Annotated in this window: 28 protein-coding genes and 1 pseudogene; 12 read left to right on the forward strand and 17 right to left on the reverse strand. The window is 63.9% G+C overall.

Features of this window, described 5'->3' with window-relative positions:
- Window positions 1–16: 16 nt before the first annotated feature.
- On the forward strand, window positions 17–496 hold the full coding sequence (locus AC0YKC_RS19175; RefSeq protein WP_320296298.1) for a cupin domain-containing protein: 480 nt from the start codon (window positions 17–19) through the stop codon (window positions 494–496).
- A 33-nt stretch (window positions 497–529) separates the two neighbouring features.
- Here the strand turns inward: AC0YKC_RS19175 and AC0YKC_RS19180 are convergent, their stop codons facing one another.
- The 6 genes from AC0YKC_RS19180 to AC0YKC_RS19205 all read right to left on the reverse strand — a co-directional run bounded on the left by AC0YKC_RS19180 (window position 530) and on the right by AC0YKC_RS19205 (window position 5,432).
- The gene (locus AC0YKC_RS19180; protein WP_488512161.1) at window positions 530–946 is read right to left on the reverse strand and encodes a YbaY family lipoprotein; all 417 of its coding nucleotides are present in this window, start codon (window positions 944–946) and stop codon (window positions 530–532) included.
- A 134-nt stretch (window positions 947–1,080) separates the two neighbouring features.
- On the reverse strand, window positions 1,081–1,560 hold the full coding sequence (locus AC0YKC_RS19185) for a molybdenum cofactor biosynthesis protein MoaE (protein ID WP_488512162.1): 480 nt from the start codon (window positions 1,558–1,560) through the stop codon (window positions 1,081–1,083).
- Window position 1,561: 1 nt separating this feature from the next.
- On the reverse strand, window positions 1,562–1,819 hold the full coding sequence (gene moaD, locus AC0YKC_RS19190) for a molybdopterin converting factor subunit 1 (protein WP_041001878.1): 258 nt from the start codon (window positions 1,817–1,819) through the stop codon (window positions 1,562–1,564).
- 5 nt (window positions 1,820–1,824) lie between these two features.
- Window positions 1,825–2,421: a CDP-diacylglycerol--glycerol-3-phosphate 3-phosphatidyltransferase gene (gene pgsA / locus AC0YKC_RS19195; RefSeq protein WP_040984724.1), complete on the reverse strand. Its 597-nt coding sequence runs from the start codon at window positions 2,419–2,421 to the stop codon at window positions 1,825–1,827.
- A 165-nt stretch (window positions 2,422–2,586) separates the two neighbouring features.
- Window positions 2,587–4,671 carry an excinuclease ABC subunit UvrC gene (gene uvrC, locus AC0YKC_RS19200; RefSeq protein WP_488512163.1) on the reverse strand — a complete coding sequence of 695 codons (2,085 nt, stop codon included), beginning with the start codon at window positions 4,669–4,671 and terminating at the stop codon, window positions 2,587–2,589.
- Window positions 4,668–5,432, reverse strand: coding sequence for an SDR family oxidoreductase (locus tag AC0YKC_RS19205; RefSeq protein WP_320296302.1), 765 nt, complete (start codon window positions 5,430–5,432; stop codon window positions 4,668–4,670). Before AC0YKC_RS19205 ends, uvrC begins: the two co-directional genes overlap by 4 nt.
- 410 nt (window positions 5,433–5,842) lie before the next feature.
- On the opposite strand from AC0YKC_RS19205, the gene AC0YKC_RS19210 reads away from it, so the two are divergent.
- On the forward strand, window positions 5,843–6,496 hold the full coding sequence (locus tag AC0YKC_RS19210; RefSeq protein ID WP_488512164.1) for an outer membrane protein: 654 nt from the start codon (window positions 5,843–5,845) through the stop codon (window positions 6,494–6,496).
- Window positions 6,497–6,591: 95 nt separating this feature from the next.
- Here AC0YKC_RS19210 and AC0YKC_RS19215 read toward each other — a convergent pair whose 3' ends face one another.
- The 4 genes from AC0YKC_RS19215 to AC0YKC_RS19230 form a co-directional block, all read right to left on the reverse strand.
- Window positions 6,592–6,966, reverse strand: a complete 375-nt coding sequence (locus AC0YKC_RS19215) for a TfoX/Sxy family protein (RefSeq protein ID WP_434721948.1) — start codon at window positions 6,964–6,966, stop codon at window positions 6,592–6,594.
- Window positions 6,967–7,066: 100 nt separating this feature from the next.
- Complete coding sequence (locus tag AC0YKC_RS19220; RefSeq protein WP_488512165.1) at window positions 7,067–7,663, reverse strand: glutathione S-transferase; 597 nt, start codon at window positions 7,661–7,663, stop codon at window positions 7,067–7,069.
- 270 nt (window positions 7,664–7,933) lie between these two features.
- Window positions 7,934–8,320, reverse strand: a complete 387-nt coding sequence (locus tag AC0YKC_RS19225) for a hypothetical protein (RefSeq protein WP_488512167.1) — start codon at window positions 8,318–8,320, stop codon at window positions 7,934–7,936.
- A gap of 401 nt (window positions 8,321–8,721) precedes the next feature.
- The gene (locus tag AC0YKC_RS19230) at window positions 8,722–9,252 is read right to left on the reverse strand and encodes a DinB family protein (protein ID WP_488512168.1); all 531 of its coding nucleotides are present in this window, start codon (window positions 9,250–9,252) and stop codon (window positions 8,722–8,724) included.
- Window positions 9,253–9,356: 104 nt separating this feature from the next.
- Here AC0YKC_RS19230 and AC0YKC_RS19235 point away from each other — a divergent pair, with 104 nt between their 5' ends.
- The 3 genes from AC0YKC_RS19235 (at window position 9,357) to AC0YKC_RS19245 (ending at window position 11,775) form a co-directional block, all read left to right on the forward strand.
- Window positions 9,357–9,947 (forward strand): TetR/AcrR family transcriptional regulator, encoded by a 591-nt coding sequence (locus AC0YKC_RS19235; RefSeq protein ID WP_434725687.1) that lies wholly within the window; start codon window positions 9,357–9,359, stop codon window positions 9,945–9,947.
- 179 nt (window positions 9,948–10,126) lie between these two features.
- Entirely contained in the window at window positions 10,127–10,531 is a 405-nt protein-coding gene (locus AC0YKC_RS19240) for a YciI family protein (RefSeq protein ID WP_320296308.1), read from the forward strand.
- A complete protein-coding gene (locus tag AC0YKC_RS19245; RefSeq protein ID WP_488512169.1) occupies window positions 10,528–11,775 on the forward strand; it encodes an RNA polymerase sigma factor in 1,248 nt (415 codons plus the stop codon). Before AC0YKC_RS19240 ends, AC0YKC_RS19245 begins: the two co-directional genes overlap by 4 nt.
- A gap of 223 nt (window positions 11,776–11,998) precedes the next feature.
- Here the strand turns inward: AC0YKC_RS19245 and AC0YKC_RS19250 are convergent, their stop codons facing one another.
- The 3 genes from AC0YKC_RS19250 to AC0YKC_RS19260 all read right to left on the reverse strand — a co-directional run bounded on the left by AC0YKC_RS19250 (window position 11,999) and on the right by AC0YKC_RS19260 (window position 13,298).
- On the reverse strand, window positions 11,999–12,451 hold the full coding sequence (locus AC0YKC_RS19250) for a hypothetical protein (protein ID WP_488512170.1): 453 nt from the start codon (window positions 12,449–12,451) through the stop codon (window positions 11,999–12,001).
- A 107-nt stretch (window positions 12,452–12,558) separates the two neighbouring features.
- Complete coding sequence (locus AC0YKC_RS19255; protein WP_488512171.1) at window positions 12,559–12,783, reverse strand: hypothetical protein; 225 nt, start codon at window positions 12,781–12,783, stop codon at window positions 12,559–12,561.
- Between the two features lie 92 nt (window positions 12,784–12,875).
- Window positions 12,876–13,298: a VOC family protein gene (locus AC0YKC_RS19260; RefSeq protein ID WP_434721943.1), complete on the reverse strand. Its 423-nt coding sequence runs from the start codon at window positions 13,296–13,298 to the stop codon at window positions 12,876–12,878.
- 178 nt (window positions 13,299–13,476) lie between these two features.
- On the opposite strand from AC0YKC_RS19260, the gene AC0YKC_RS19265 reads away from it, so the two are divergent.
- Window positions 13,477–14,256 (forward strand): AraC family transcriptional regulator, encoded by a 780-nt coding sequence (locus AC0YKC_RS19265; protein WP_488512173.1) that lies wholly within the window; start codon window positions 13,477–13,479, stop codon window positions 14,254–14,256.
- Between the two features lie 78 nt (window positions 14,257–14,334).
- Here AC0YKC_RS19265 and AC0YKC_RS19270 read toward each other — a convergent pair whose 3' ends face one another.
- From AC0YKC_RS19270 to AC0YKC_RS19280, 3 genes are read right to left on the reverse strand one after another with little or no spacing between them, the layout of a single operon-like run.
- On the reverse strand, window positions 14,335–15,183 hold the full coding sequence (locus AC0YKC_RS19270) for a 23S rRNA (adenine(2030)-N(6))-methyltransferase RlmJ (protein ID WP_488512174.1): 849 nt from the start codon (window positions 15,181–15,183) through the stop codon (window positions 14,335–14,337).
- 58 nt (window positions 15,184–15,241) lie between these two features.
- Window positions 15,242–15,868: a hypothetical protein gene (locus AC0YKC_RS19275; protein ID WP_488512175.1), complete on the reverse strand. Its 627-nt coding sequence runs from the start codon at window positions 15,866–15,868 to the stop codon at window positions 15,242–15,244.
- 36 nt (window positions 15,869–15,904) lie between these two features.
- Window positions 15,905–16,522, reverse strand: coding sequence for a TetR/AcrR family transcriptional regulator (locus tag AC0YKC_RS19280; RefSeq protein WP_488512176.1), 618 nt, complete (start codon window positions 16,520–16,522; stop codon window positions 15,905–15,907).
- A gap of 135 nt (window positions 16,523–16,657) precedes the next feature.
- On the opposite strand from AC0YKC_RS19280, the gene AC0YKC_RS19285 reads away from it, so the two are divergent.
- The 4 genes from AC0YKC_RS19285 to galE all read left to right on the forward strand — a co-directional run bounded on the left by AC0YKC_RS19285 (window position 16,658) and on the right by galE (window position 20,399).
- The gene (locus tag AC0YKC_RS19285; RefSeq protein ID WP_488512177.1) at window positions 16,658–17,131 is read left to right on the forward strand and encodes a carboxymuconolactone decarboxylase family protein; all 474 of its coding nucleotides are present in this window, start codon (window positions 16,658–16,660) and stop codon (window positions 17,129–17,131) included.
- Window positions 17,132–17,372: 241 nt separating this feature from the next.
- Complete coding sequence (locus tag AC0YKC_RS19290; RefSeq protein ID WP_434721938.1) at window positions 17,373–17,720, forward strand: hypothetical protein; 348 nt, start codon at window positions 17,373–17,375, stop codon at window positions 17,718–17,720.
- A 496-nt stretch (window positions 17,721–18,216) separates the two neighbouring features.
- Window positions 18,217–19,275, forward strand: a complete 1,059-nt coding sequence (locus AC0YKC_RS19295) for a UDP-glucuronic acid decarboxylase family protein (RefSeq protein ID WP_320296319.1) — start codon at window positions 18,217–18,219, stop codon at window positions 19,273–19,275.
- Window positions 19,272–20,399: a UDP-glucose 4-epimerase GalE gene (gene galE, locus AC0YKC_RS19300; RefSeq protein WP_488512178.1), complete on the forward strand. Its 1,128-nt coding sequence runs from the start codon at window positions 19,272–19,274 to the stop codon at window positions 20,397–20,399. The genes AC0YKC_RS19295 and galE overlap by 4 nt, the downstream gene beginning before the upstream one ends.
- A 255-nt stretch (window positions 20,400–20,654) precedes the next feature.
- Here galE and AC0YKC_RS19305 read toward each other — a convergent pair whose 3' ends face one another.
- Entirely contained in the window at window positions 20,655–21,146 is a 492-nt protein-coding gene (locus AC0YKC_RS19305; RefSeq protein WP_434721936.1) for a DUF995 domain-containing protein, read from the reverse strand.
- Between the two features lie 419 nt (window positions 21,147–21,565).
- On the opposite strand from AC0YKC_RS19305, the pseudogene AC0YKC_RS19310 reads away from it, so the two are divergent.
- Window positions 21,566–21,718: pseudogene (locus AC0YKC_RS19310) on the forward strand (glycosyl transferase); the annotation flags it as partial.
- 208 nt (window positions 21,719–21,926) lie between these two features.
- On the forward strand, window positions 21,927–22,844 hold the full coding sequence (locus tag AC0YKC_RS19315) for a lysylphosphatidylglycerol synthase domain-containing protein (protein WP_488512179.1): 918 nt from the start codon (window positions 21,927–21,929) through the stop codon (window positions 22,842–22,844).
- Window position 22,845 lies beyond the last annotated feature (1 nt).

The raw sequence follows: 22,845 nt of genomic DNA on the forward strand, positions 1-22,845 counted from the left end.
CACATGGGAGGATGCAATGCTAGACGAAGCCAGCCAGGTCCACATCAATCCAGCGGACGAGACGTTCAGCCATGACGGAGTGATCGTGCGCTTCCTGCTCACGGGCCAGCAGTCCAATGGAAGCATAGCGGCATTCGAGGTGACGGTGCCGGGCTCGAAGCGCCTGCTCGCCCCGGCTCACAGTCACGACCGCTACGAGGAAACCATCTACGGTGTAGAGGGAACCCTTACCTGGACAGTCGACGGCCACCGGCACGATGTCGGCCCAGGACAAGCGCTGTGCATCCCGCGCGGAGCGGTCCATCGTTTCGACAACAACGGCGAAAAGGCCGCCAAGGTGCTCTGTGTGGTGACGCCGGCGGCGATCGGACCGGAGTATTTCCGCGAAACCTTCGCGCTGTTGAACGCTGCCATGGCCGGCCCGCCTGACCGCGCGAAGATGATGGAGATCATGCTTCGCCACGGCCTGACGCCGGCACCGCCGCCGCAGGCTTGATCTTCGCAGATGCCCGAGTTCGCTTGGTGAAGCTCAGCTCGCCGCCATCTTCAGCACGACGGTCTGCGACTTGCCGTTCAAGGGATCGACATGGTGGCGGACATCGTTGGCGAAAAGCAACCGATCATCAACCGTGATGCGCGCCTGCAGCGCGTAGGTCCGGCCCTTTTGGATCGCCTTGGGGTCGAAGCCGATCTCGAATTTGATCGGCACCTGGCCGGTGGGCGCTATCCTGCGCTTGGCGATCACGGTTGCCGGCGCATCCGCCAGCGAAACATCGGCGAGTTCGACCATCAGCACGGCGTTGGGCGGCAGGGCGATGCGCTCGCGATAGGTGACCTCGCCCGCGATCGTCTTTTCGCCGGCCTTGGTCACTTCGGGCACGGCAAGCACGCCGACGACCAATGGCGCCAGCCCGAAGATGAAGAACTCCGCGATCCTGTCCAGCACGAGATTGCTCCGCCAAGCAAATCAAACCGAGCGGCAAGCTTGGAAAGGATTGCGGTCGTTCGATGGCCGAACGGGAGTTTTTTCTGATGCATGTCGTTGCCCCAGAACCGCTGCACACTTCTGGGCGACATGCATTATTCGCCTTGTTTCTTCCAGCGATCCGCCGCGTGATCGTCGGCTTCCTTGGCGTCGACCCAGCCGCCCTGGGAGCCGTCGGCAAGGTGCTCCTTCTTCCAGAAGGGCGCGCGCGACTTCAGATAATCCATCAGGAAATTCGCCGCCTCGAAGGCCGCCTGCCGATGCGACGAGGCCGCGACCACCAGCACAATGTTTTCGCCCGGCGCTATCTTGCCATGGCGATGGATGACGGTGAGCCCCTGCAGCGGCCAGCGCGAGACAGCCTCGGCGGCGATGCGGCCGATCTCGGCCACCGCCATGCCGGGATAGTGCTCGAGCTCGAGCGCCGACAGCGCGCCCTGTTCGTCGCGGCAAAGGCCGGAAAACGTGACCACGGCGCCGATATCGGCGCGGCCCTTCGTCAGGCCGGCGATCTCGGCGGCGACGTCGAAATCCTCGCGCTGGATGCGGATGGCGGGCACGACGGCGCCAGCCATCTCAGCCTCCGGTCATTGGCGGAAACAGGGCGATCTCGCGCGCGCCCGCAATCTTCTCGCGGTGGCCGACATGTTCCTGGTTGATGGCGACGCGGATGACGTCGGGGTATTGCAGCGCGTTCTCGTACTCCTCGCCGCGCGACTTGAGCCAGCGCAGCAGATCGGCGACCGTCTCGATGCCGGAAGGCAATTCGACGTCCTCTTCCGGCTTGCCGATGCGCTCGCGCACCCAGGCGAAATAGATGAGCTTCGTGGACATTGTCTTCACTCGTCCATGATGTGCTTGAGGCCGGCGCGGAAATAGTCGTAGCCGGTGTAGAGCGTAACGAGCGCCGCGACCCACAAGAGCACCAGGCCGATCTGGGTGGTCAGCGGAAAGATCTTGTCGCCGGCCGGGCCGACCAGCAGGAAGGCGATGGCGACCATCTGGATCGTGGTCTTCCACTTGGCGAGCTGGGTCACCGGCACCGAGACTTTCAAGGCGGCCAGATATTCGCGCAGGCCCGAAACCAGGATCTCGCGGCACAGGATGATGATTGCCGCCCACAGCGACCAGCCGGCGATGCCGCCGTGTCGGTCGGTGTCGGCGGCAAGCAGGAGCAGGCAGGTCGCGACCAGCAATTTGTCGGCGATCGGGTCCAGCATCTTGCCGATGTTGGAGGTCTGCTGCCAGGCGCGCGCGAAATAGCCGTCGAAATAATCGGTGATCGAGGCGAGCAGGAAAATGACCAGCGCCGACCAGCGGGCGAAGTCGGACGACTTCAGATGGCCTTCAAGAAAAAAGCACAGCACGACCAGCGGCACCGCGACGATGCGGGCATAGGTAAGGATGTTCGGCAGGTTGAACGCGCGCTGTGCCATGTCGTCTCGGGAAATCTCCTCCGCCAGACGTACTCAAATCAGAAGCCAATGTAGGGGGTCAACAGTCGAGATTCGATTGACCAGGCAAAAATAGCATTTGTATCGGCCCGGGCCTCTGCGGCTCGTGGTCAAAACAAGTCAACCTTGCGTGCTCGCGACCAGCCCTCAGCTCTCGTGGAAGTGATTGTAGACCAGCTTCGCCACATGCTCTGAAATGCCGTCGACCTTGACCAAGTCCTCGACCGCGGCGCGGCTGACCGCCTTGGCGGTGCCGAAGGCGTGAAGCAGCGCGCGCTTGCGGCCGGGGCCGATGCCGGCGATCTCGTCGAGCGGGCTTTTGACCATCTCCTTCTTGCGCCGCGCCCGGTGCGAGCCGATGGCGAAGCGGTGCACCTCGTCGCGCAGGCGCTGGACGAAATAGAGCACCGGATCGCGCACCGGCAGCATGAAAGAGTCCCTGCCCTTGACGAAGAAGCGCTCGCGGCCGGCGTCGCGGTCCGGCCCCTTGGCGATGCCGATGGCCACCACCCGGTCCTCGACGCCGAGGTCAGCCAGGATCTGGCGCACTGCCGTCATCTGGCCCTGGCCGCCGTCGATCAGGATGACGTCGGGCCAGGCCGGGAAGCCGCCATTGCCGGCGATCAGATCCTCCTCGCCGGCTTCATCCTCGACGGCCGAGCCGGGCTGGACGTCGCCATGCTCCTTGAGCAGTCGCGAAAAGCGCCGCTGCATCACTTCGCGCATCATGCCGAAATCGTCACCCGGCGTGATCTCCGTCGAGCGGATGTTGAATTTCCGGTACTGGTTCTTCACGAAACCTTCCGGCCCGGCGACGACCATCGCGCCGACCGCGTTTGTGCCCATGATGTGCGAGTTGTCGTAGACCTCGATGCGCACCGGCGGCTTTTGCAAGCCGAAGGTCTCGGCGAAGCCCGAGAGCAGCCGTGCCTGGGTCGAGGTCTCGGCCAACCTGCGGCCGAGCGCCTCGCGCGCGTTCTGCAGGGCGTGATCGGTCAGATCCTTCTTCTCGCCGCGCTGCGGTACCGAGATCGTTATCTTGCGGCCGGCATGGGTCGAGAGCGCCTCGGCGAGCAGTTCCTGTTCCTGCGCCGTGTGAGAGAGCAGCAGCGTGCGCGCCGGCAGCTTGTCGTCATAGAATTGCGCCAGGAACGAACCCAACACCTCCGCCGGCTCCAGCGCCGGATCGGCCTTGGGAAAATAGGCGCGGTTGCCCCAGTTCTGGCCGGTGCGGAAGAAGAACACCTGGATGCAGGTCTGACCGCCTTCCTGGTGGATGGCGAAGACGTCGGCCTCCTCGACCGTCTGTGGGTTGATGCCTTGATGCGCCTGCACATGCGACAGCGCCGCAAGCCGGTCGCGGTAGATGGCGGCGCGCTCGAAATCGAGCTCTTCCGAGGCCTGCTGCATGGCGGCCGAGATTTCGGTCTTCACCTTCTGGCTGCGGCCGGAGAGGAAATCCTTGGCTTCCGCGACCAGTTCGGCATAGCCCTCATGCGAGATCTCGCCGGTGCAGGGACCGGCGCAGCGCTTGATCTGGTAGAGCAGGCAGGGCCTCGTACGGTTCTCGTAGAAGGAGTTGGTGCAGCTTCGAAGCAGGAAGGCGCGCTGCAGCGAATTGATGGTGCGGCCGACCGCGCCGGCGGAGGCGAAGGGGCCGAAATAGTCGCCCTTGCGCGATCGCGCGCCGCGATGCTTGTAGATGCCGGGCGAGACATGGTCGCCGGTCAAAAGGATGTAGGGGAAGGACTTGTCATCCCGCATCAGCACGTTGAAACGGGGCCTGAGCCGCTTGATGAGGTTGGCCTCGAGCAGCAGCGCCTCGATCTCGGTGCGGGTGACGACGAATTCCATCGTCGCCGTCTCGCGCACCATGCGGCCGATCCGGGCGGTGTGGAACCTCCCTTGAGCGTAATTGGTGACGCGCTTCTTCAGGCTGCGCGCCTTGCCGACATAGAGCACGTCGCCGGCGGCATTCATCATGCGGTAGACGCCGGGCTGGTTGGGCAGCCGCTTGACGAAGGTCTGGATCACCTCGGCGCCGACCATGCCGTCGGCATCGCCGGCATGCGGCGTCCAATCTATTGCCGTGAAGGCGACCTCGGGACCGGTCGGCAAAGCTTCGGGCTCGACGATTTCCTCCGCCGCCTCGTCCTCGATATCGGGGTCGAGATCGGGCGGCAGATCGTCGGCGGAGCCGTTGCGTCCATGTCTTTGAGCTGCGGGACTCATTCCACCATGCCTGTCACATCGGGCGTCTGCCACGCAAGATGCTGGCCGCCGTCGAGCGCGATCATCTGGCCGGTCACCGAGCGCGCCTGCCAGAGATAGCGGATGGTGGCGCCGAATTCGGACAATTGCGGGCCGCGCTTCAGGATCAGGCCTTCGACTTGGCTTTCGAAATCATCGTCGTCCTGACGCTTGTTCTTCAATGTCGGGCCTGGGCCTATGGCGTTGACGCGGATGCGCGGCCCGAGCGCCTGCGCCAGCATCTCGGTCTGCGTCCACAGCGCCGATTTGGACAGCGCATACGAGAAATAGCGCGGCGTTGGCCGCCAGACGCGCTGGTCGATGATGTTGACGATCAGCCCTTCCTGCCCTTCCGGCAGGGCGCGGGCAAAATTCTGCGCCAGAAGCGCCGGCGCCTTCACATGGATGGCGAAATGGCGGTCCCAGGCCTGCCAGTCGAAATCCTCGACACGATCGTCGACGAACAGGGAAGCGTTGTTGACCAACAGCGTGACAGGTCCGAGCGCGGCCTCTGATCTGCCGACAAGATCGCTGACGGCATCCATGTCGGTAAGGTCGGCGGCGACCACGGCGGCGCGGCCGCCCTCGCCCACGATCTTCGCCGCCAGCGCCTCAGCCTCGTTACCGGAGCGGTTGGCATGGATGGCGACGGCGAAGCCATTGTCGGCCAGATCCTCGACGATCGCCTTGCCGATCCGTCTTGCTCCACCCGTCACCAGCGCGACGGCCGTGGCTTGTCTCATCTTGTCAATCCTCAATCGGCTTCACGATTCCGGGAAGCCGGCACAATATGACGGGCCAAGCGTTAAATGCCATTTCCACCTGGGGCAGGAATGTGGCGAAGCGGCCCGGACGCGCGTCCGCCCCGCCGGATTCGGGGCATCGTTCTTGGCAATATATGTCGCCGGACCCCTTGAACCAAGCGGTGTGCAGCGCAACATATTTAGCCTGCTGACATTCGCTGTTGCGAAGATGCAACGTCAACTTTCGGCCTCATTCGCGCCGGGGAATGACCCAAGTTCAGGTTCGCTTCAGCCGCATTTCAGCACGACATTTGGAACCGTTGAACGCCAAGCCCGTTTATCTCCCCGGACGGGCCGGGGCGTTTCATGAACAAACAAGCCTAAGTGTCTTGTGGCTTAAGGAGTATAACATGAAGACCAATCTTAAATTCGCGCCGCTTGCCGCTGCGCTGGGGCTGTTCGCCTTCGCCGGTACCGCCTTCGCGGCCGACGTCGTTTCCGAGGAGCCGCCGGCTCCCGCTCCGGTTGCCGAGCTTCCGGTTGCTTCCTGGGCCGGCCCCTATGTCGGTCTGAGCGCCGGCTATGGCTTCGGCGGTCATGCCAAGCTGAAGGACCAGGGTACCAATATCGGCACCAAGGGCTTCGTCGGCGGCGTGTTCGGCGGCTATCAGTGGCAGCAGGAGAACTTTGTGTACGGTGCTGAAGCCGACCTCGGCTACAATGGCACCAAGGGTTCTTCCAACGGCTTCAGCGCCAAGTCGGGCCTTGAAGGTTCGCTGCGCGCCCGCCTCGGCTACGCCGTGACCCCCGAGATCCTGCTCTACGGCACGGGCGGTCTCGCCGCCAAGAACCAGAAGGTCACCGATGACGTTCTCGGTACCAGCGACAGCAAGGGCATGTTCGGCTGGACGGCCGGTGCCGGCACCGACATCAAGATCACGGACAACGTGTTCGGCCGCGTCGAGTACCGCTACACCGATTACGGCAGCAAGAACTTCGACAACGTCGGCAAGGTCAAGTCTTCGGACAACCGCGTCACGTTCGGCGTCGGTATGAAGTTCTAAGTCGTCGAAGCCACGACACGGAAAAGCCGGGCCTTGCGCCCGGCTTTTTTTGTGTCCGCGAAAAACAGAAGGGCTGCGAACTTCTCAGTCGGTCCTCATTTCGACCGCTTCGGCTGTTTCACCTTCGCCTTCGCCGGCAGCGTCTCGACGAAAGCCAGCGCGCGCTCGAGCCAGGAGACGAGATCGGCGTCGGTTGCCGCCCCTTCGGGCGCGACGCGGATGTAGCCTTCCATCGAGCGCCCGCCCATCTCCATCGGGCTTGCATGAGGATGTGCCGCGGCGGCCGCATGCGCGCCTTTGCCGACGCGCACCAGAAGCCCACGCTTCGAGGTGCCGATCAGCATGTTGCCATCGATCATGAAACAGGTGCCGCCGAACATCTTCTGCTCGGTGAAGGCGCGCCGGCCGAGGGCAGCGCGCAGGCGTGCGACCATCGGGTCCGGCGCGACGCTGATTGAGGGCTTTGCCATGCTCACCACTCCGAAGCGGGTGATGTCAGGCAAGCATGGAAGCGGACGGGGTTCAAGGTGGCGCGATCCTCACCTTCTCCTTGTGGAGAAGGGAGATGCTTCACCCCGGCACGCTGCCTTTCAATTCCGGAAACTTCTCGTCGAAGCGTGCAGCCCAGCGCACGAGCCGGCTGCGGCCCTTCTCCCACTGGCCGGAAAAGCGCAACGCGAGATAGCCCAGAGTGGCGCGCAGCGCCATGTGGCCGGCGGTGATCTTCTTCGGCAATTTCGGCGGGTTGGCGTTGATGAGGTCGAGCGCGGTGGCGATCTTGGTCCACTGGCGGTCGAGCCAGGGCTGGTAGACAAAAGCCTCGGGCCGCGTGCGGCGCTCATAGACCATCGACAGCGCGCAGTCGCAGATGCCGTCGGCCAGCGCCTCGAGAACCTCCGCCTCGAGCCGCTTGTCGGGATTGCGCGGGAAGAGCGCGTTCTTCGACAGCCGGTTGAGATGCTGAGTGATGGTGCGGCTGTCATGGATCGCTCGGCCGTCCTCCAGCACCAGCACCGGGATCTTGCCGAGCGGATTGGCCGAGATCAGTTCGGCGGGCTTGTCCTCCGTCTTGACCGGCACGAGGTCGACGGCGATGCCGGCGTACAGCGCCGCCATGCGGACCTTCGAACTGTAGGGGGACGTGGAAGCGTAGAGCAGTTTCGGCATGATCGGGCTCCCAGTTGTTTACGGCACTGTTGATCGATCAGGGTCCGAAGGGCAACGGCCAGCCGGCCAATCCGGATTGGCCAATGCGTCTTGCCGGCGCGGGCACCTGAAAGAAAAAGCTCCCGGAAGTTTTTGCCTGGCGGCAAAATTTCCGAGAGCTTTAGGAGGAGCGTGCGCTCCGACTTCGCTCGCTCTGACACCGAATTGGCGAGAGGGGTGCCTGGGTGGCACCCGCCCTCACCTGTTGCGCAGCCAAGCGAAGCTACGCGATTACTTCTTGGCGGCCGGCTTCTTCGCCGGAGCGGCCTTCTTCACAGCGGCCGGCGCCTTGGCGGCGGCAGCCTTCATCGGAGCCTTGGCGGCGGGCTTGGCCACGGCCTTGGCTGCCGGCTTCTTGGCGGCAGGCTTAGCCGCCGGCTTTGCCGCTGCCTTGACGGCAGGCTTCGCCGCGGCCTTCGCGGCCGGCTTAGCCGCAGCCTTGGCGGCCGGCTTCGCTGCTGCCTTGGCCGCCGGCTTCGCCGCTGCCTTGGCCGGAGCCTTGGCGGCTGCCTTCGGTGCCGCTGCCTTCTTCACTGCTGCAGGTTTCGCGGCAGCCTTAGCTGCCGGCTTCTTTGCCGGCGCTTTCGCCGCCGGCGCCTTGGTTGTCGTCTTTGCCATGCGATGCCCCTTGCGTTTTGCCTATGGTCGTGAGTGACCCGGCGTGTCTATGCATATCTGACTCGCGACTGTCTAGCCAGCGAAGCAACACAATGATTTTCAGTTATTGAATTTTGGTTACGGGAAACGCATCCCGTTGAAAAATTGTGAGCGAATCTATCACTTTCGAAGTGACGGCCCGCCGCACAGATTTTCGTGCTGCTTCTATCGCCCGATCATCCATGGGCTCACAGCATAACCTTATATCGGAATGTGAGCGCAATGCTCACAATAAAGAATGACCGGCCGAACGTTCGCTTCATCTTGTCCAGCGAAAACATCTACAGATGAACCGAGCAGGCGAACGGGCGAAAGCTTGCGGCGCGCAAAGTGAGCTTTAAGCTCATATTCAGATGCCGTGATTAAACGTCCGCCGGTCGGCGACCGCGCTGCAGGCGTCGCGCCGGCTCGGCGCGATGCAGATGGACGGCGTAGGTATCCCAGGGCGGCGAAACCGCGATCCCGGCCAGCATGCGGCCGATCTCGCCGCGATGGTAGCCGCCGTGCAGGACGACATGGGTCAGCATCTCCTGCCTCGTCATGCAGCCCTGGTCGCCATCGGTGAAGGTGAAGGCGACCGGTTCGGCAAGCTCTTGCTCCGCAACCGTTTCGAGATAGTCGAGATACCAGCCATCGACCTCGGCCAAGGCGGTGCGCAACGCGCCCGGTTCGGGCGTGTCCGGCGTGTTGTCGCTCGCATAGCCATGGGCAACGCCCTTCAAGTGCGCGGCAAAGATCCGCGACACGACATGGATGTGATTCATAAGACGGATCGCAGCGTGGCGTTCCCCGGCATTGCTCGACGGGTCCAATCCGGCAAGCTTCTCCGCGAGCTCATCATTCGCCCGGGCCTGATAGGCAAGCATGCCCTTCAGCAAGGTCTTGGCACTCATCTTCGCGGCCCCATTTGCGTTGGTGAAATGAATGTGAGTATCCTGTTTATATTCTCGGGAGACGGGCCAGCATGTCTACTCGCATTGCAAAGCCGGCTGCACGCATGCGCAAGCAGCCGCGCCAGGCGCGTTCGATCGCCACCGTCGAGGCGATCATCGAAGCCGGTGCTCACGTTCTGAGCGAGCTCGGCTGGGCGGGCTTTTCCACGAACAAGGTAGCGGAGGCCGCAGGCGTCAGCATCGGCTCGCTCTATCAATATTTTCCCGACAAGCTCGCTCTGGTCGAAGCAATACGGCGCCGTCACTTCGATCATGTGCTGTCGGTGATTCGCGAAGCGGCGGCCGACGAGAAGCCGCTCAGGCAATTCGCGCGCGAGCTGGTGCGCGGCATGATCGGCGCGCACTCGATCCATCCGACGCTGCACCAGGTGCTGCTCGACGAGGCGCCCGGCGACCGTGGCTCACGCGCCGCTCATGCCTCGTTCCAGACGCGCTATCTCGAACATTATGCGGCGGCCGTCGCGCAGTATCGCAAGCGCCGCAAGGATACCGAGACGATGGCGCGCGTGCTCTCCTCGGCGATCGAGGGCGTGATCCACAACGCGGCGCGCCGCAACATGCTCGACGCGCCGGAATTGCAGAAGCAGCTCGTCGAGCTGATCGAGGTTTATCTGTCAGGTAGCCGGGCTACCTGACCCATCGGGCGGCAAGCCAGCCTGAGTGAGCGCAAGCAGAAGAGGCCGGCGCCAACCTGCGCGCCACCGTGCGTCTTCGACCGACCACCGGCGCCGCAAATAATTTGCGCACCGCCTGTCGATTCCGCCGTGCCTCGTTCGTCGTATCATCGCAACCAACCGAACCGAAGGAATTCGAGATGCGTTTCATGATGCTGATGATCCCCGGCGGCTACGCCACCGCGGCTCCCGACGTCAGGCCAGAAGCCGAGGCCGTGGCGACGATGATGAAATACAACGAAGAGCTGAAGCGGGCCGGCGTTTTGCTCGCTCTTGACGGACTGCATCCGCCGTCCTCGGGCGCACGGGTTTCCTTCAAGGGCGGCAAGCCGACTGTCACCGACGGCCCGTTCGCCGAGGTCAAGGAAGTGCTCGGCGGCTATTGGATGATCGACGTGCGCTCGCCCGAGGAAGCCGTCGAATGGGCGCGCCGCTGCCCCGCCGGCGAGAACGACGTCATCGAGGTCCGGCGCGTTTTCGAGATGAACGATTTTCCCGAGGACGTCCAGAAGGTCGTCGACGGGTTCGATGAGCTCAAGGATTGACCACGGCTGCGACGATCGAGGCGGTCTGGCGGATCGAGCAGCCGAAGCTCGCCGCCAGGCTCACCCGCATGCTGCGCGATGTTGGGCTGGCCGAGGAGGTGGTGCAGGATGCCTTCGTTCAGGCGCTGGAGCGCTGGCCCCGCGACGGCATACCGAACAACCCGGCCGCCTGGCTGACCAGGGTCGGTACCAACCGGGCGCTCGACCGGCTGCGCCGCACCGTGCTGATCGACGGCAAGCATCGCCAGCTGGCCGTCGATCTCACCGAGCTGGAGCGCGCGATGCCCGACGTCGAGGCTGCGCTCGACGAGGATATCGACGACGATCTGTTGCGGCTGATCTTCACGTCTTGCCATCCAGCGCTGCCGGCCGAGCAGCGCGCGGCACTTGCACTGCGGATGCTGGGCGGGCTGTCGACGGCGGAGATCGCACGCGCCTTCCTGGTACCTGAGGCCACCGTCGCCCAACGCATCGTGCGCGCCAAGCGGACATTGCGCGACGCCGGCATCACCTTCGAGCCGCCCCGCGGGCAGGAGCGGCGCGAGCGCCTGGGCGCCGTGCTGGAGGTGATCTATCTGATCTTCAACGAAGGCTATGTCGCATCCTGCGGACCGGACTGGCTGCGCGCCGATCTCAGCAACGAGGCACTGCGCCTCGGCCGCTTGCTGGTGGCGCTGATGCCGAAGCAACCGGAGGCGATCGGACTGCTGTCGCTGATGGAGCTCGGCGCCTCGCGCTTCGGCGCCCGCTCCGATGGAGCGGGCAACCCGATCCTGCTGCTCGACCAGGACCGCGGCCGCTGGGACTGGTCGCTGATCCGGCGCGGTCTCGAGGGGCTGAAACGCGCGATGGCGCTCACGCCGACGCCCGGCCCCTATCAGTTGCAGGCGATGATCGCCGCCTGCCATGCCCGCGCGGTGAGCGCGGCCGACACCGATTGGATCGCCATCGCCGCCTATTACCAGGCGCTCGCGCTGGCGGCCCCCTCGCCCATCGTCGAGGTCAACCGGGCGGTCGCCGCCGGCATGGCGTTCGGGCCGGCGCAAGGACTGGCGATCGCCGATGCGCTGCGGGACGAACCGCGCCTGAAGGATACGCATCTGTTGCCGACTGTGCGCGGCGACCTTCTGGCCAAGCTCGGACGGATGGAGGAAGCCCGCGCCGAATTCCGCCGCGCCGCCGCGCTGACCGGCAATGAGCGGGAGCGCGAGCTGCTGCTGGCGCGGGCTGGAGCGATCGGCTGAGGCCAGCACAATTATCCGATCTCCCCCTTGCGGGGGAGATGTCCGGCAGGACAGAGGGGGGTGTGAAGGATCGCCGAGCTTTGAGACCGCCGCTCAAAGGGCGTTGTCGTCGGTGGTAAAAAGCCAAACTAACAAGGCTGGAGGGACAGCACCCCCCTCTGCCCTGCCGGGCATCTCCCCCGCAAGGGGGAGATTGGCAGCTTCAGCGGTAGCGCCTCTCCCCTTATCGCAGTACGCGGCAGCGGCCGTTGTAGACCATCCAGCGGTCGAAACCCGAGACGCAGAATTCGACATTGTCGCCGATCGAGGCAAAGCCCTGACCTTCCTCGATCAGGTAGAAGATCGAGCGGTCGCGGCCGTCCGACAGGTTGACGGTGGCGCGGCAATAGTGGCGACCAATCGGCCATTCGTCGCTCGCCGGCTCGTAGCGATGCTGGCGGATGTTGCGGAAATCGGTGATCGCGACGTCAGGCAGATGCGGCACGTGATGCACCTGGTAGGAGAAGCGGTCGGTGATCTTGCTCAGCACCCATGCCTCCCCGCAGACGCTGCCGTCGTCGCCGCTGTAGGTCGACAGATCGGCGGCCTCAGCCGCCTGGGTGAAGCCCAGCGGCGCGGCAAAGGGAGTGGACAGCGCAACCAGCGCGGCAAGAGCGGAATGGGCGAAGCGAGTCATGACAGCCTCTCAGGATCGATTGCACGCACTGTGCGGATTCGCTCGGCGGCGGTCAAGCGGGTGGCAAAACAATGGTTTCCGCAAAACTTCGTTCCGAAAGTCGCCGGCTAATTGGGTTGCATTGAGATGGTGCCGGCAAGCAGCAGCCCGCCGATGACGGCGATGTTGATCAGGAACGCATTGCGCAGCGCCTGGCGCTCGGGCTCCCCGCTGGCCCAGAAACGCAGCAGGATGAGGTTCGTCGCCAGCGTGAAGATGATCAGCGCCCCGGCGGCGAAGGGCCGGGCCATGCCAACAGCAAGCAGGAAGCCCGCAATGCTCGGTGCCGGCAAAGACGAACACGCCGCCAATGAGCAGAGCGCCGAACGCTTGAACGGTTTGAACAGGCATGGCGGCCTCCTTTCGACGACGTGCGTCGCTCCATTCAGTCCTCTGGGACGAAGGCCGGGTTGTAGACGACCTCCCACAGATGGTCGTCGGGATCCTGGAAGTAGCCGGCATAGCCGCCCCAGAAGGTTTTCTGCGCCGGCTTGACCACGCGCGCGCCGGCCTTGACGGCCTCGGCCATCACCGTGTCGACCTCGGCCTCGCTGCCGACATTGTGGCCGATGGTCAATTCGGTCGGGCTGCGGCCGCTCTGCGGTACCGTGGCATCCCAGGCGATGTTGGCGCGCTCGTAGATGGCGAATTTCAGGCCGCCGGCGAGATCGAAGAAGGCGACGGCGCCATGCTCGAATTCGCGGCCGATGATGCCTTCGGTCGGCAGACCGAGGCCGTCGCGATAGAATTTGAGCGAGGCCTCCAGATCATCGACGCCGAGCGTCAATACAGTGATGCGAGCTTTCATTTCTCTCACTCCTTTCTATATTCGAAACCAACGTCCGAAATCGGACCTGGTTGGCAAACGCGCCGATGGGCGCCATCAGGTTGCGTCTGTTTTGCCATGGATGACATGGCCGGCCTTGAAGATTTCGGCCAAATGACCCGCACGGACCCGGCATCCGCCGGAGCAGATCGGAGAAGAGATGCAACCGGTCCTGGCGCAGACAACCGGTTTCTTCCGGGAACGGCCCGCCGGCAAAGGCTTGGCCGATGCCTTCTCGGCGATCTGGGTCCACCGCATGGACGAGCGCGCCGTTCCGCCCATCGTCATCACGCCTGACGCGACGATCGACCTGCAATGGATCGACGGCCGCTTCCGCGTGGCCGGACCGGACAAGGAGCCGCAGATCGAGACGCCGCCGGCCGGCGCGGTGATCGTCGGCTTCCGCTTCCGGCCAGGCGCGGCCGCCGGCTGGCTCGGCGTGCCGGCCAGCGAAATCGTCGGCGGGCGGCTGGACCTCCAGGAATTATGGGGCACGCGTGCCCGCGAACTGTCGGATCGCATCAAGGCTGCGACCGATCTGCCGGCCATGCTGCGGCAGTTGGAAGAGACGGTCGGCATGCGCACCGAAGGCGGCAATGCGCTCGACCCGCAGATGGATCGGGCCTTTGGTGTCCTCGACGAGGGCCTGTCGCCGGAAACGCCCCTGGTTCCATTCCTGCAGCGCCAGTTGCATATGAGCGAACGGACGCTGCGACGCCGCTTCGAGGGCGCCTTCGGCTATGGCCCGAAGACGCTCGACCGCATCCTGCGCTTCCACCGCTTCCGGCGCCTGCAGCGGCAGCAGGGCGAAGCCTCGACCGCGCTGCTCGCCATCGAGGCCGGCTATGCCGACCAGGCGCATCTGATCCGCGAAAGCCGGCGGCTGACCGGTGTAACGCCCTCGGCGCTGGCGTTTCACGAAATCGCCGAACCGCTCTAAGTCTTTGTTTTTACGCAATTCCGGACGGAAAACCGCTACGCACTTTTCCTGGAATTGCTCTAAGCGGCGCGGTCGACCCTACTCGCCCGCCAGCCACTCGAGCGACCAGCGCGACGGTTGCCGGACGGCGAGCACCTTGTGGAGGGCGGGCAACAGGAGCTTCAATTCGCCTTCCAGCGTGTAGGGCGGATTGACCACCACCATCCCGCTGCCATCGAGACTGGGCTCGTCCGAGGCAGGCCGTATCTCGAAGGCGATGTCGAGCAGCTTCGGGATGCCGGTATCCTTCAGCGCCGCGCGGAAAGCGGTCACCGCCCTTCGATCCTTGATCGGGTACCAGAGCGCATAGATGCCGCCCGGCCAGCGCCGATGCGCCTTCTGCAGGCCCTCGACGAGGCGGGAGAACTCGCCCTCCTCCTCGAAGGGTGGATCGATGAGGACGAGGCCGCGCTTTTCCTTCGGCGGCAGCTGCGCGCCGAGCGCCAGCCAGCCGTCAAGCTCGATCACCCTTGCCTGGAAATCGCCGGCGAAAACCGATTTCAGGCGAGATGCATCCGCGGGGTGCAATTCGATCGCGGTCAGCCGGTCGTGGTTGCGCAGCAGATGGCGCACGATCAGCGGCGAGCCGGGATAGCGCTTGAGGCCGCCGCCGGGATTTTGCGCGCGCACCGCCTCCAGATAGGGCTGGAGCAGCACCGCCGCTTTTGGCTCGAGCGTCGTCTCGGCCAGCCGGCCGATGCCGCCCTGCCACTCGCCCGTCTTGCCGGCCTCCACCGAGGCAAGATCGTAGCGGCCGATGCCGGCATGGGTGTCGATGACGCGGACCGCCTTGTCCTTCTGCTTGAGATATTCGACGAGGCGCGCGAGCACGGCATGCTTGACGACATCGGCGAAATTGCCGGCGTGGTAGGCGTGGCGATAGTTCATGCGCGCCGACCTCTAAGGAGCATGATGTCGACCGAAAACCGCTTCACACTTTTCGGCATCATGCTCGTGGCGAACCGTTGCGGCCCCAGCGCGGCGGCGGCTGTGAATTGGGATTTTGCGGACGGCCGCCGCCGCGGCGCCCAAAGAGCAGCGACAGCACCAGCCCGGCAAGGCCGACACCCATCAGCGTATAGCCTGCCGGCTGCGCGCGTTCGTCGACAGAGCCGGTGCCGGCGCGCAGGATGAGATCGACCGCCCGCATGTCGATGCCGTCGGCATCGCCGGGGCCGACGGTGAAGACGTAAGGACCGGGCGTAACCTTATCGATGACGCCGGCCTCGTCGCGAAAGATCTTGTCGGGCAGTTGCGGGCTGGCCTGGCGCGGATTGTCGGTGTGATTGAAGGAGAGCGCCGATGCCAGCGCGGTGCGGCCGCCGCTCGCCGCGGTCAGCGTCAGCACCGTGCGCTGCTGGCCCGCGACGCGCTCGGCCCGCGCGGTCAAGTCGACCAGCACCCGCACCGGAGCGTCGCTTGCGGCGAGTTGCACGGTGACGGGCCGGAAGCGGCCGCCCTCATAGACGCGGTATATGCCGATCGCATGGCCGGAAAAATTGCTCATCGCCCAGGGATAGAAGATGCCGATGGCGGCACCGGCGATGAGGAGAAGGACTGAGAGGAAGCGCATTCAAACCTGTTTTCTTTCGGCTGGCGGCTGCCGCCCTTACGAGCGGTTTTTGTCTCGGGCAGCTTCGCGAACCCGCTCCATCTCGTCCAGAAACATTTCCAGGCCAAGCTCGAAAGTCTTGTCGAAGCCGCCGGTGCCGAAATAGGCACCGGCCTTCACGACGCTCGGATAGTCGCGCGCCAACTGCTCGGCGCTGACGGTGGTGACCGCCGAAGGCCCCTTGGCGTAGCCGGCCGTCTCGTCGAGGATCGCGCCCATCAGATAATAGCCGGCGGCGCGGAACAGGCGGGCGCTGAGCTCGGGGCCGAAGCCGCCATCCTCGAACAGGCCGATGATGGCGTTGAGCTTGGCGAGGCAGGGCGGCGAATTCATGCGGTAGACGACGATGAACGGCGCGAAGGCCGGATGCTCGGTGGCGACGCGGCGGAACTCCTGCATGCCGATGCGGGCCCGCTCGCGCCAGGGCAGGCTGTCGTCGGGAATGACGAGCCCGCTCATCTGCCGGTCGACCAGCGCCTCGTAGAGATGCGCCTGCGAGGGGAAGTGGTGGTAGATGCTCATCGCCTCGCAGCCGAGCCTGGCGGCGAGCTTGCGCATCGAAAAGCCGGAAAGCCCTTCCCGCTCGATCACCTCGAAGGCGGCGTCCTCGATCATCTCGCGGGACAGCTTTCCGCGGGGCCGCTTTTTTTTGCTCGATGCATCCATGGCTGCGCTTGACAACTTACACTGTAAGGTTCATCTTCCACATACCTTACATCGTAAGGCTAACAAAAACCAGAGGAGAACATCATGTCAGTCATTCGCATCGTCTCAACCGTGCATTCCTGCCTTCGTTCCGCCTCGCTCATCGCCGCCGCGGGCGTGTTTGCCACAGTGTTCGCTTCCGCGCCTGCCCGGGCCGATGATTACGACACCGCCCTCAAGGATATCCAGTCGACGATGGGCGGCGTGCCGAGCTTCGTGAAACAATTCCCGAAAGCCGGTCTGCCCGGCGCCTGGGCCGAGGTCAAGGCCATCGAGCTCAGCGACAAGACAGCGCTGACGCCAAAGGAAAAGTCGCTGATCTCGCTGGCGGTCGCGGCGCAGATCCCGTGCAGCTACTGCATCTGGTCCGACACCGAGAACGCCAAGCACGCCGGCGCCACCGACCAGGAGATCCAGGAGGCCGTCGCCATGTCGGCGCTGACGCGCCACTGGAGCACCATCTTCAACGGCATGCAGGTCGATTTCGACCAGTTCAAGAAAGAGATGGGCGGGCAGTAAGGGCTCAGACGCCAGACACCGGAGATGACGAAATGGCCCGCGGCCACGCGGGCCATTTTTTCTGGCCGCGGCCAGCCCCGTGTCCGCTCTTCAAGCGTCCCACCCTCTTGCGGCAACAGAAAATCCGTGGAAGAGCTCAAAACAGCTATCGCTAAATTAACCAGCTTTGCCATAATGAGTTGGGTGGGTGGCTGATCAATGATTCGAACATAAGCGCCACTTGCCGAGGGGATACTACTTCATGCCCATGGCTTATCGCGGCTTAAGCCGGCCCTACCCCAACAAGAATTTTCGCATGCCGACCAAGGCCCTGCCCCGTCTTTTTGTTTTGGGAACGTTGGTGGCAACTTCCGGTTGCCAATACTTCAACTTCGGCCAGTCGACTTCATTCAACGTATCGCAAAGCGGCAACGCCGCCTTGATCGACTTGAAACCAACCCGACCCACCCTGACAAAGAACCTGTCTCGCCCCGTGGTAAGGGTCAACCCTTATCTTGGGAACGCTGCTTTTATTTGCGGCCCGAGCGGCTTTGGACAGCAATCGCATTGCTTCGCCAGAAGTGCCGGGGCGCCTGCCGAGAACATCTAGACACGACGAGACAATTTCGACCACGCGTCTTAGTGGTGTTGCTTCGAGGCTCGGAGCATGAGGCCGAAGGCCTCTCCCGACATGCTTGCGCAATTCGATGGAACGCGGCTCCGGTCACAAGGCGGCCTGGAAGCAGCTTTTCATCGCTAACGAACCAGGTGAACACCCTTCACGGTTAACCACTCGCTAAGCTGCGAGGTTAACGAAACGCTAATTTAGTTGACTACCCTCGACACAGGTATATCTTTGTATGTGTTGGGTGTGCAATTTGGGCGAGCAGTCTGCGGTGGTGGCAACCGACTCGTGGATCGCGACTTAGGGGCGCAAGGGACGCTTAGCGGCGGAGACAAGCCGTAGAGCAACAAGCCCCGCAAAACTCAGAAACTTACGACGCACATCAGTGCAGGCGGTTCCGCATATGCGGAGGAATCGCCTTTGTGACCTGGTCGGGCAAGGCCCGTCCCGGAACGGTAGCGTGTGTGCGTACGAGGTTGCCATGAATAAGGTCATCAAAGTTCTGAAACCAGTCCGGTCGGGTCGAAAGAGTATCGATCGTGGCCGGGCCCTGGTCGCCGGCGGAGCGGGGTTCCTGGGTTCTCATTTGTGCGAGCGGCTGCTTTCGGACGGCTATGAAGTCATCGCCCTGGACAATTTCCACACCGGCAAAAGATACAATCTAGCCGGCATCGCGCGAGACGCCTCTTTCACCTGCGTCAGCCACGACGTTGTCGATACCTTGCCGATGGATATCGCCGTCGACGAGATCTACAACCTTGCCTGTCCAGCTTCGCCGCCCCACTATCAGGCCGATCCCATCCACACGTTCAAAACCAGCGTGCTAGGGGCAATCAACCTTCTGGAACTCGCCCGGCGCCACAACGCCAAGATATTCCAGGCTTCGACCTCCGAGGTCTATGGCGATCCGCTGGTGCATCCGCAGCCCGAAGGCTATTTCGGCAACGTCAACACCCATGGCCCGCGCGCCTGCTACGACGAAGGCAAGCGCTCGGCCGAAACGTTGTTCTTCGATTATTCGCGAACCTACGGCCTCGATATCCGGGTCGCGCGCATTTTCAACACCTACGGGCCGCGCATGCAGCCCGATGACGGACGCGTGGTGTCCAACTTCATCGTCCAGGCGCTGCGCGGAGACGATATCACCGTCTATGGCAACGGCACGCAGACGCGCTCCTTCTGCTATGTCGACGACCTCATCGAAGGGTTCGTGCGGCTGATGCGGTCGCCGGCGGCGCCGAAACATCCGGTCAACCTCGGAAACCCCGGCGAATTCACCGTCATGGAACTGGCCGAACTCGTCCTCGACTACACCAATTCCCGCTCGCGGATCGTGCACAGGCCGTTGCCGGTCGACGATCCCCGGCAGCGCAGGCCCGATATCACCTTTGCCGAGCAACAGCTCGGCTGGCAGCCAAAGATCGCGCTGAGCGAGGGGCTGGCTTACACCGCCGGCTATTTCGAAGCCCTGCTGGGCCGCCAGCAGCCCGGGACCTCCCGCGGAGGCCATTTGTCCTCCGGCGAGGCTTTGGCGCTATGAGTGGCCGCCCAATCCTGGTGACGGGCGGCGCAGGCTTCATCGGCAGCCATACCTGCAAGCAACTGGCCGCGGCCGGTTATCTGCCCGTGGTCTACGACAATCTCAGCCGCGGCAACGAGAAGGCGGTGGCCTGGGGCCCACTGGTGGTCGGCGATATCCGCGACCGCGACGCGCTCGAGCGAGCCATCGCCATCCACCGGCCGCAGGCGGTCATCCATTTCGCCGCGCTTGCCTATGTCGGCGAGTCGGTCAGCGATCCCGCGGATTATTATTCGGTCAATGTCGCCGGCACGATCGCCGTGCTCGAGGCCACGCGGGCGAACGGCATCGGCAACATCATCTTCTCCTCCAGCTGCGCGACCTATGGCATGCCCGAGACGCTGCCCGTGCGCGAGACCTCGTCGCAGAACCCGATCAGCCCTTACGGCCGTAGCAAGCTGATGGGCGAACAGATCATCAGGGACCATGCCTCGGCTTACGGCACGAAATACGCAATCCTGCGTTACTTCAACGCCTGCGGCGCCGACCCCGACGGCGAGCTTGGCGAATGGCACACGCCGGAAACCCACCTCATCCCCAGGGTATTGATGGCGGCGTCCGGCATGATCGAGGCGATCGAGGTCTTCGGCACCGACTACGAGACCGCGGACGGCACCTGCGTGCGCGACTACGTCCATGTCAGCGACCTCGCCCGGGCGCATCTCAAGGCCCTGCAGCATCTCGAGGCCGGCGGCAAAAGCCTTGCGGCCAACCTCGGCACCGGCCGCGGGGTCTCGATCAGGCAGATCATGGAGGCGGTCGAGCGGATCGCATCGCGGCCGGTCCCGGTCATGTACAAGGCGCGCCGTCCTGGCGACCCGGCAGGGCTTTTCGCCGACCCCAGCCTTGCCCGCGAGCAGCTGGGCTTTGTGGCACAACTTTCCGACATCGACACCATCGTCAGGACGGCCGCCCCCTTCTTCGGGCTCGGCCCGGCCTTGCTCAATTCCGGCGCTTCGGCCGCCCTACCGCGCGCATTGCGCGTGCCGCGTGGCGCGAACGTCAATCAGAAACGCCGGCCCGCAAGGCCGGCGGTCGGCCCTGTGAGTAATGTGTCGGGGCGTGGGCTCGCTGAGTTCGGCTAAGGCCGGCTCAGCGAGCCACCATTTTTGGAGGTCCCGGGGCTCACCCTGCGCCTTCCTCGACGCCTAGAAGGTTTCACCGTTTCACGGAAACGGCGAAACGCTCTATCTCTTTGTTTTTACGCAATTCCGAACGGAAAACCGATCACACTTTTCCTGGAATTGCTCTAAAGCGCGTCACGCTGAACCGGATTCAGGCGACGCGCTTTAAGTCTTTCTTTGATGAAGTCGTTGCCCCAGACCGCTGGGCGGCATGCATTAGCTCTTGGTGTCGATGAGCTTGCGGGTCTCATCGAACTGCGCGCCCTTGGTGTTGCCCGCCTCGAACTTCCGGTGTTCGTCGGCGGGATCGTCCTTGGCGTGCTTGAAACCGTACCAGGCGCCGTCCGGGTCCTTGCGCTGCTCGATATTGCCGTTCTCGACACGGTGACTGTAGCAGGTGCGCCGCGGCTTGGTCTTGTATGTCTTGGATCTCCAGGCAAGCTCCATGCACATCTTGCCGGTGTCGGTCACCAGCCAGCGGCCCTCGGCGACCGCGGATGAGTCCTGTCCAGCCGTCCATGCCTGGAGGTGTCGATCCATCCCGAAATAGGCCGCGCCATTTTCCCAGTTCCAAGTGCGATCGGCGTAGAGCAGCTGCAACTCGAAGGCCGTCGGAGCGATGTCCGGCTTGGCGGCCACCTCGACAGGCGCATTGCTCTTGGTCGCTTCGGCGGTGCTGAACAAGGCAAGATGGCCGCAGACGGCCATGAGCAAAACCGTCCAAACGCGCCTGATAGGCTTGCCGCCCCTGCCCGGCGCGACCGAACCCGGTTTGGATGGCAAAGTGGTCCTGGCTGTCGTCCCGATGATTGCTCGCATATCCATAGCCCCCTCTCGACCCTGACAAGGCCAGGTCGAGGAATCACGATCTGGAAGAGTTTCTTCGGGCTTTCCGCGATCCGTCACGATGCCCGGGCCTGTCGGCCCGATGGCGGCGCGGTCAGCGCCCTTGAACTTATTAACAGCGGCGCGCGTTGCGATGTCAACTCATTCCAAGTCTAAGTGGTCGCCGCAAACCCTTAGCTGACCACGGATATTACAATCTTGTGTTGTTGTGACGCTGTTTGGCGATGTGTTGCGTCAAAACAACTTCGACCAGAGGGGCGGCCTTAGATGACAGGTGACGCGCGCTGTTCGACATGGTGACGGTGTTTTCGCTGCACAGGCTGACCGCGCTCTGCTGGGACGAGGTCGTGCGCATGCGGCCGCGCTCGCCCATGCGCTGATGCCTGGGGGCGATGATCGACAGGTCGTTGCTGCCTGATCCATCGATGCTGGCGTAAAACATCATGACGGGATGATCGACCACCTTGGCAAGACTGCGACCAAGCTTGTGGATTCGGATACGATGCTGGTCTATAGGATCACGCGCCCCGTGACGGCGCGCCGCTCAAGGCGCGCCGGCGAAGCAATCCGCGATAAAGGCGTGAATTGTCGAGCCACCGGACAAGCCGCACCAACGCGGCGGTGGCGCCATCGGAGAATTGGTTGAAGCGAGCGATATCGATAGTCGTCACTCTGGCGCTGCTGGCGTGGCTTGCCAGCGACCAACGCTGGAAGATGGTCGGCGATGCCTTCGCCAGCATCACGCCCGGCGCTTTCGCGGCGGTCGCGGCGGCGCTGTTCGTCACCTATGTGCTCAGGGCGCTGCGCGTCTGCGACGAGTTCCGCGACGACGTGAACGGCCGCTTCGGCGCCGTGCTTCGCGTCATCCTGATCCACAATGCGATGATCAACGTCGTGCCGTTCCGCGGCGGCGAGACGGCCTTCCCGATCCTCTTGCGCCAGGTGTTCGGGGTATCGATCATGCGCGCCAGCGCCTCGCTGCTATGGTTCAGGCTGCAGGACGCTTTCGTCGTCGGCGTGCTGGCCTGCCTGGTCTGGCCGGGCCTGCATCCGGCGCTCAGGGCCGCCGGCATCGCGGCGCTGATCGCCGTCGCCTGGTATCTGCCGCGCTGGGCACGCGCGCCGCATAACTGGACGGCCGGCGGCAGGATCGTCTCGAAGTTCGGCAAATTGCGCGACATCTTCACCGAAGCGACGGGACGCTCGCGCTATGGCTGGTGGTGGACGATCGCCAACTGGGCGCTGAAGCTCGGCGTGCAGGGCTGGCTGCTCGCCATGCTGCTTAACACCTCGTTCCAGACCGCCTTTCCCGGTGCTGTCGGTGCGGAGGCGGCCGCCATCCTGCCGGTACAGGGCGTCGCCGGCTTCGGCACCTATGAGGCGGGCGCGGCGGCGGCACTGCTTTATTCCGGCATCGCCATGAAGGACGGCCTGCAGGCGGCGCTGGCGCTGCATCTCTTCATCCTCTGCTCGGCAGTCGCAACCGGTGCGATCGCCTGGCTGTTCCCCTCGAAATCGACGCTGCCGGAAACCCCGACGGCGGGACCGGCAAGGAAATGAC

The organism is Mesorhizobium sp. CNPSo 4661 (genome assembly GCF_057784215.1).

Excerpts from the sequence above, each read along its gene's own strand:
- AC0YKC_RS19275 (WP_488512175.1), bottom strand. The coding sequence starts at position 15,868 with ATGCGCTTCCTCTCAGTCCTTCTCCTCATCGCCGGTGCCGCCATCGGC.
- AC0YKC_RS19210 (WP_488512164.1), top strand. The coding sequence starts at position 5,843 with ATGAAGACCAATCTTAAATTCGCGCCGCTTGCCGCTGCGCTGGGGCTG.
- pgsA (WP_040984724.1), bottom strand. The coding sequence starts at position 2,421 with ATGGCACAGCGCGCGTTCAACCTGCCGAACATCCTTACCTATGCCCGC.
- AC0YKC_RS19205 (WP_320296302.1), bottom strand. The coding sequence starts at position 5,432 with ATGAGACAAGCCACGGCCGTCGCGCTGGTGACGGGTGGAGCAAGACGG.
- moaD (WP_041001878.1), bottom strand. The coding sequence starts at position 1,819 with ATGTCCACGAAGCTCATCTATTTCGCCTGGGTGCGCGAGCGCATCGGC.
- AC0YKC_RS19175 (WP_320296298.1), top strand. The coding sequence starts at position 17 with ATGCTAGACGAAGCCAGCCAGGTCCACATCAATCCAGCGGACGAGACG.
- AC0YKC_RS19215 (WP_434721948.1), bottom strand. The coding sequence starts at position 6,966 with ATGGCAAAGCCCTCAATCAGCGTCGCGCCGGACCCGATGGTCGCACGC.
- AC0YKC_RS19285 (WP_488512177.1), top strand. The coding sequence starts at position 16,658 with ATGTCAGTCATTCGCATCGTCTCAACCGTGCATTCCTGCCTTCGTTCC.
- AC0YKC_RS19260 (WP_434721943.1), bottom strand. The coding sequence starts at position 13,298 with ATGAAAGCTCGCATCACTGTATTGACGCTCGGCGTCGATGATCTGGAG.
- AC0YKC_RS19290 (WP_434721938.1), top strand. The coding sequence starts at position 17,373 with ATGCCCATGGCTTATCGCGGCTTAAGCCGGCCCTACCCCAACAAGAAT.
- AC0YKC_RS19220 (WP_488512165.1), bottom strand. The coding sequence starts at position 7,663 with ATGCCGAAACTGCTCTACGCTTCCACGTCCCCCTACAGTTCGAAGGTC.
- AC0YKC_RS19230 (WP_488512168.1), bottom strand. The coding sequence starts at position 9,252 with ATGAGTGCCAAGACCTTGCTGAAGGGCATGCTTGCCTATCAGGCCCGG.
- AC0YKC_RS19265 (WP_488512173.1), top strand. The coding sequence starts at position 13,477 with ATGCAACCGGTCCTGGCGCAGACAACCGGTTTCTTCCGGGAACGGCCC.
- AC0YKC_RS19270 (WP_488512174.1), bottom strand. The coding sequence starts at position 15,183 with ATGAACTATCGCCACGCCTACCACGCCGGCAATTTCGCCGATGTCGTC.
- AC0YKC_RS19305 (WP_434721936.1), bottom strand. The coding sequence starts at position 21,146 with ATGGCCGTCTGCGGCCATCTTGCCTTGTTCAGCACCGCCGAAGCGACC.
- AC0YKC_RS19240 (WP_320296308.1), top strand. The coding sequence starts at position 10,127 with ATGCGTTTCATGATGCTGATGATCCCCGGCGGCTACGCCACCGCGGCT.
- AC0YKC_RS19185 (WP_488512162.1), bottom strand. The coding sequence starts at position 1,560 with ATGGCTGGCGCCGTCGTGCCCGCCATCCGCATCCAGCGCGAGGATTTC.
- AC0YKC_RS19250 (WP_488512170.1), bottom strand. The coding sequence starts at position 12,451 with ATGACTCGCTTCGCCCATTCCGCTCTTGCCGCGCTGGTTGCGCTGTCC.
- galE (WP_488512178.1), top strand. The coding sequence starts at position 19,272 with ATGAGTGGCCGCCCAATCCTGGTGACGGGCGGCGCAGGCTTCATCGGC.
- AC0YKC_RS19280 (WP_488512176.1), bottom strand. The coding sequence starts at position 16,522 with ATGATCGAGGACGCCGCCTTCGAGGTGATCGAGCGGGAAGGGCTTTCC.
- AC0YKC_RS19295 (WP_320296319.1), top strand. The coding sequence starts at position 18,217 with ATGAATAAGGTCATCAAAGTTCTGAAACCAGTCCGGTCGGGTCGAAAG.
- AC0YKC_RS19225 (WP_488512167.1), bottom strand. The coding sequence starts at position 8,320 with ATGGCAAAGACGACAACCAAGGCGCCGGCGGCGAAAGCGCCGGCAAAG.
- uvrC (WP_488512163.1), bottom strand. The coding sequence starts at position 4,671 with ATGAGTCCCGCAGCTCAAAGACATGGACGCAACGGCTCCGCCGACGAT.
- AC0YKC_RS19235 (WP_434725687.1), top strand. The coding sequence starts at position 9,357 with ATGCGCAAGCAGCCGCGCCAGGCGCGTTCGATCGCCACCGTCGAGGCG.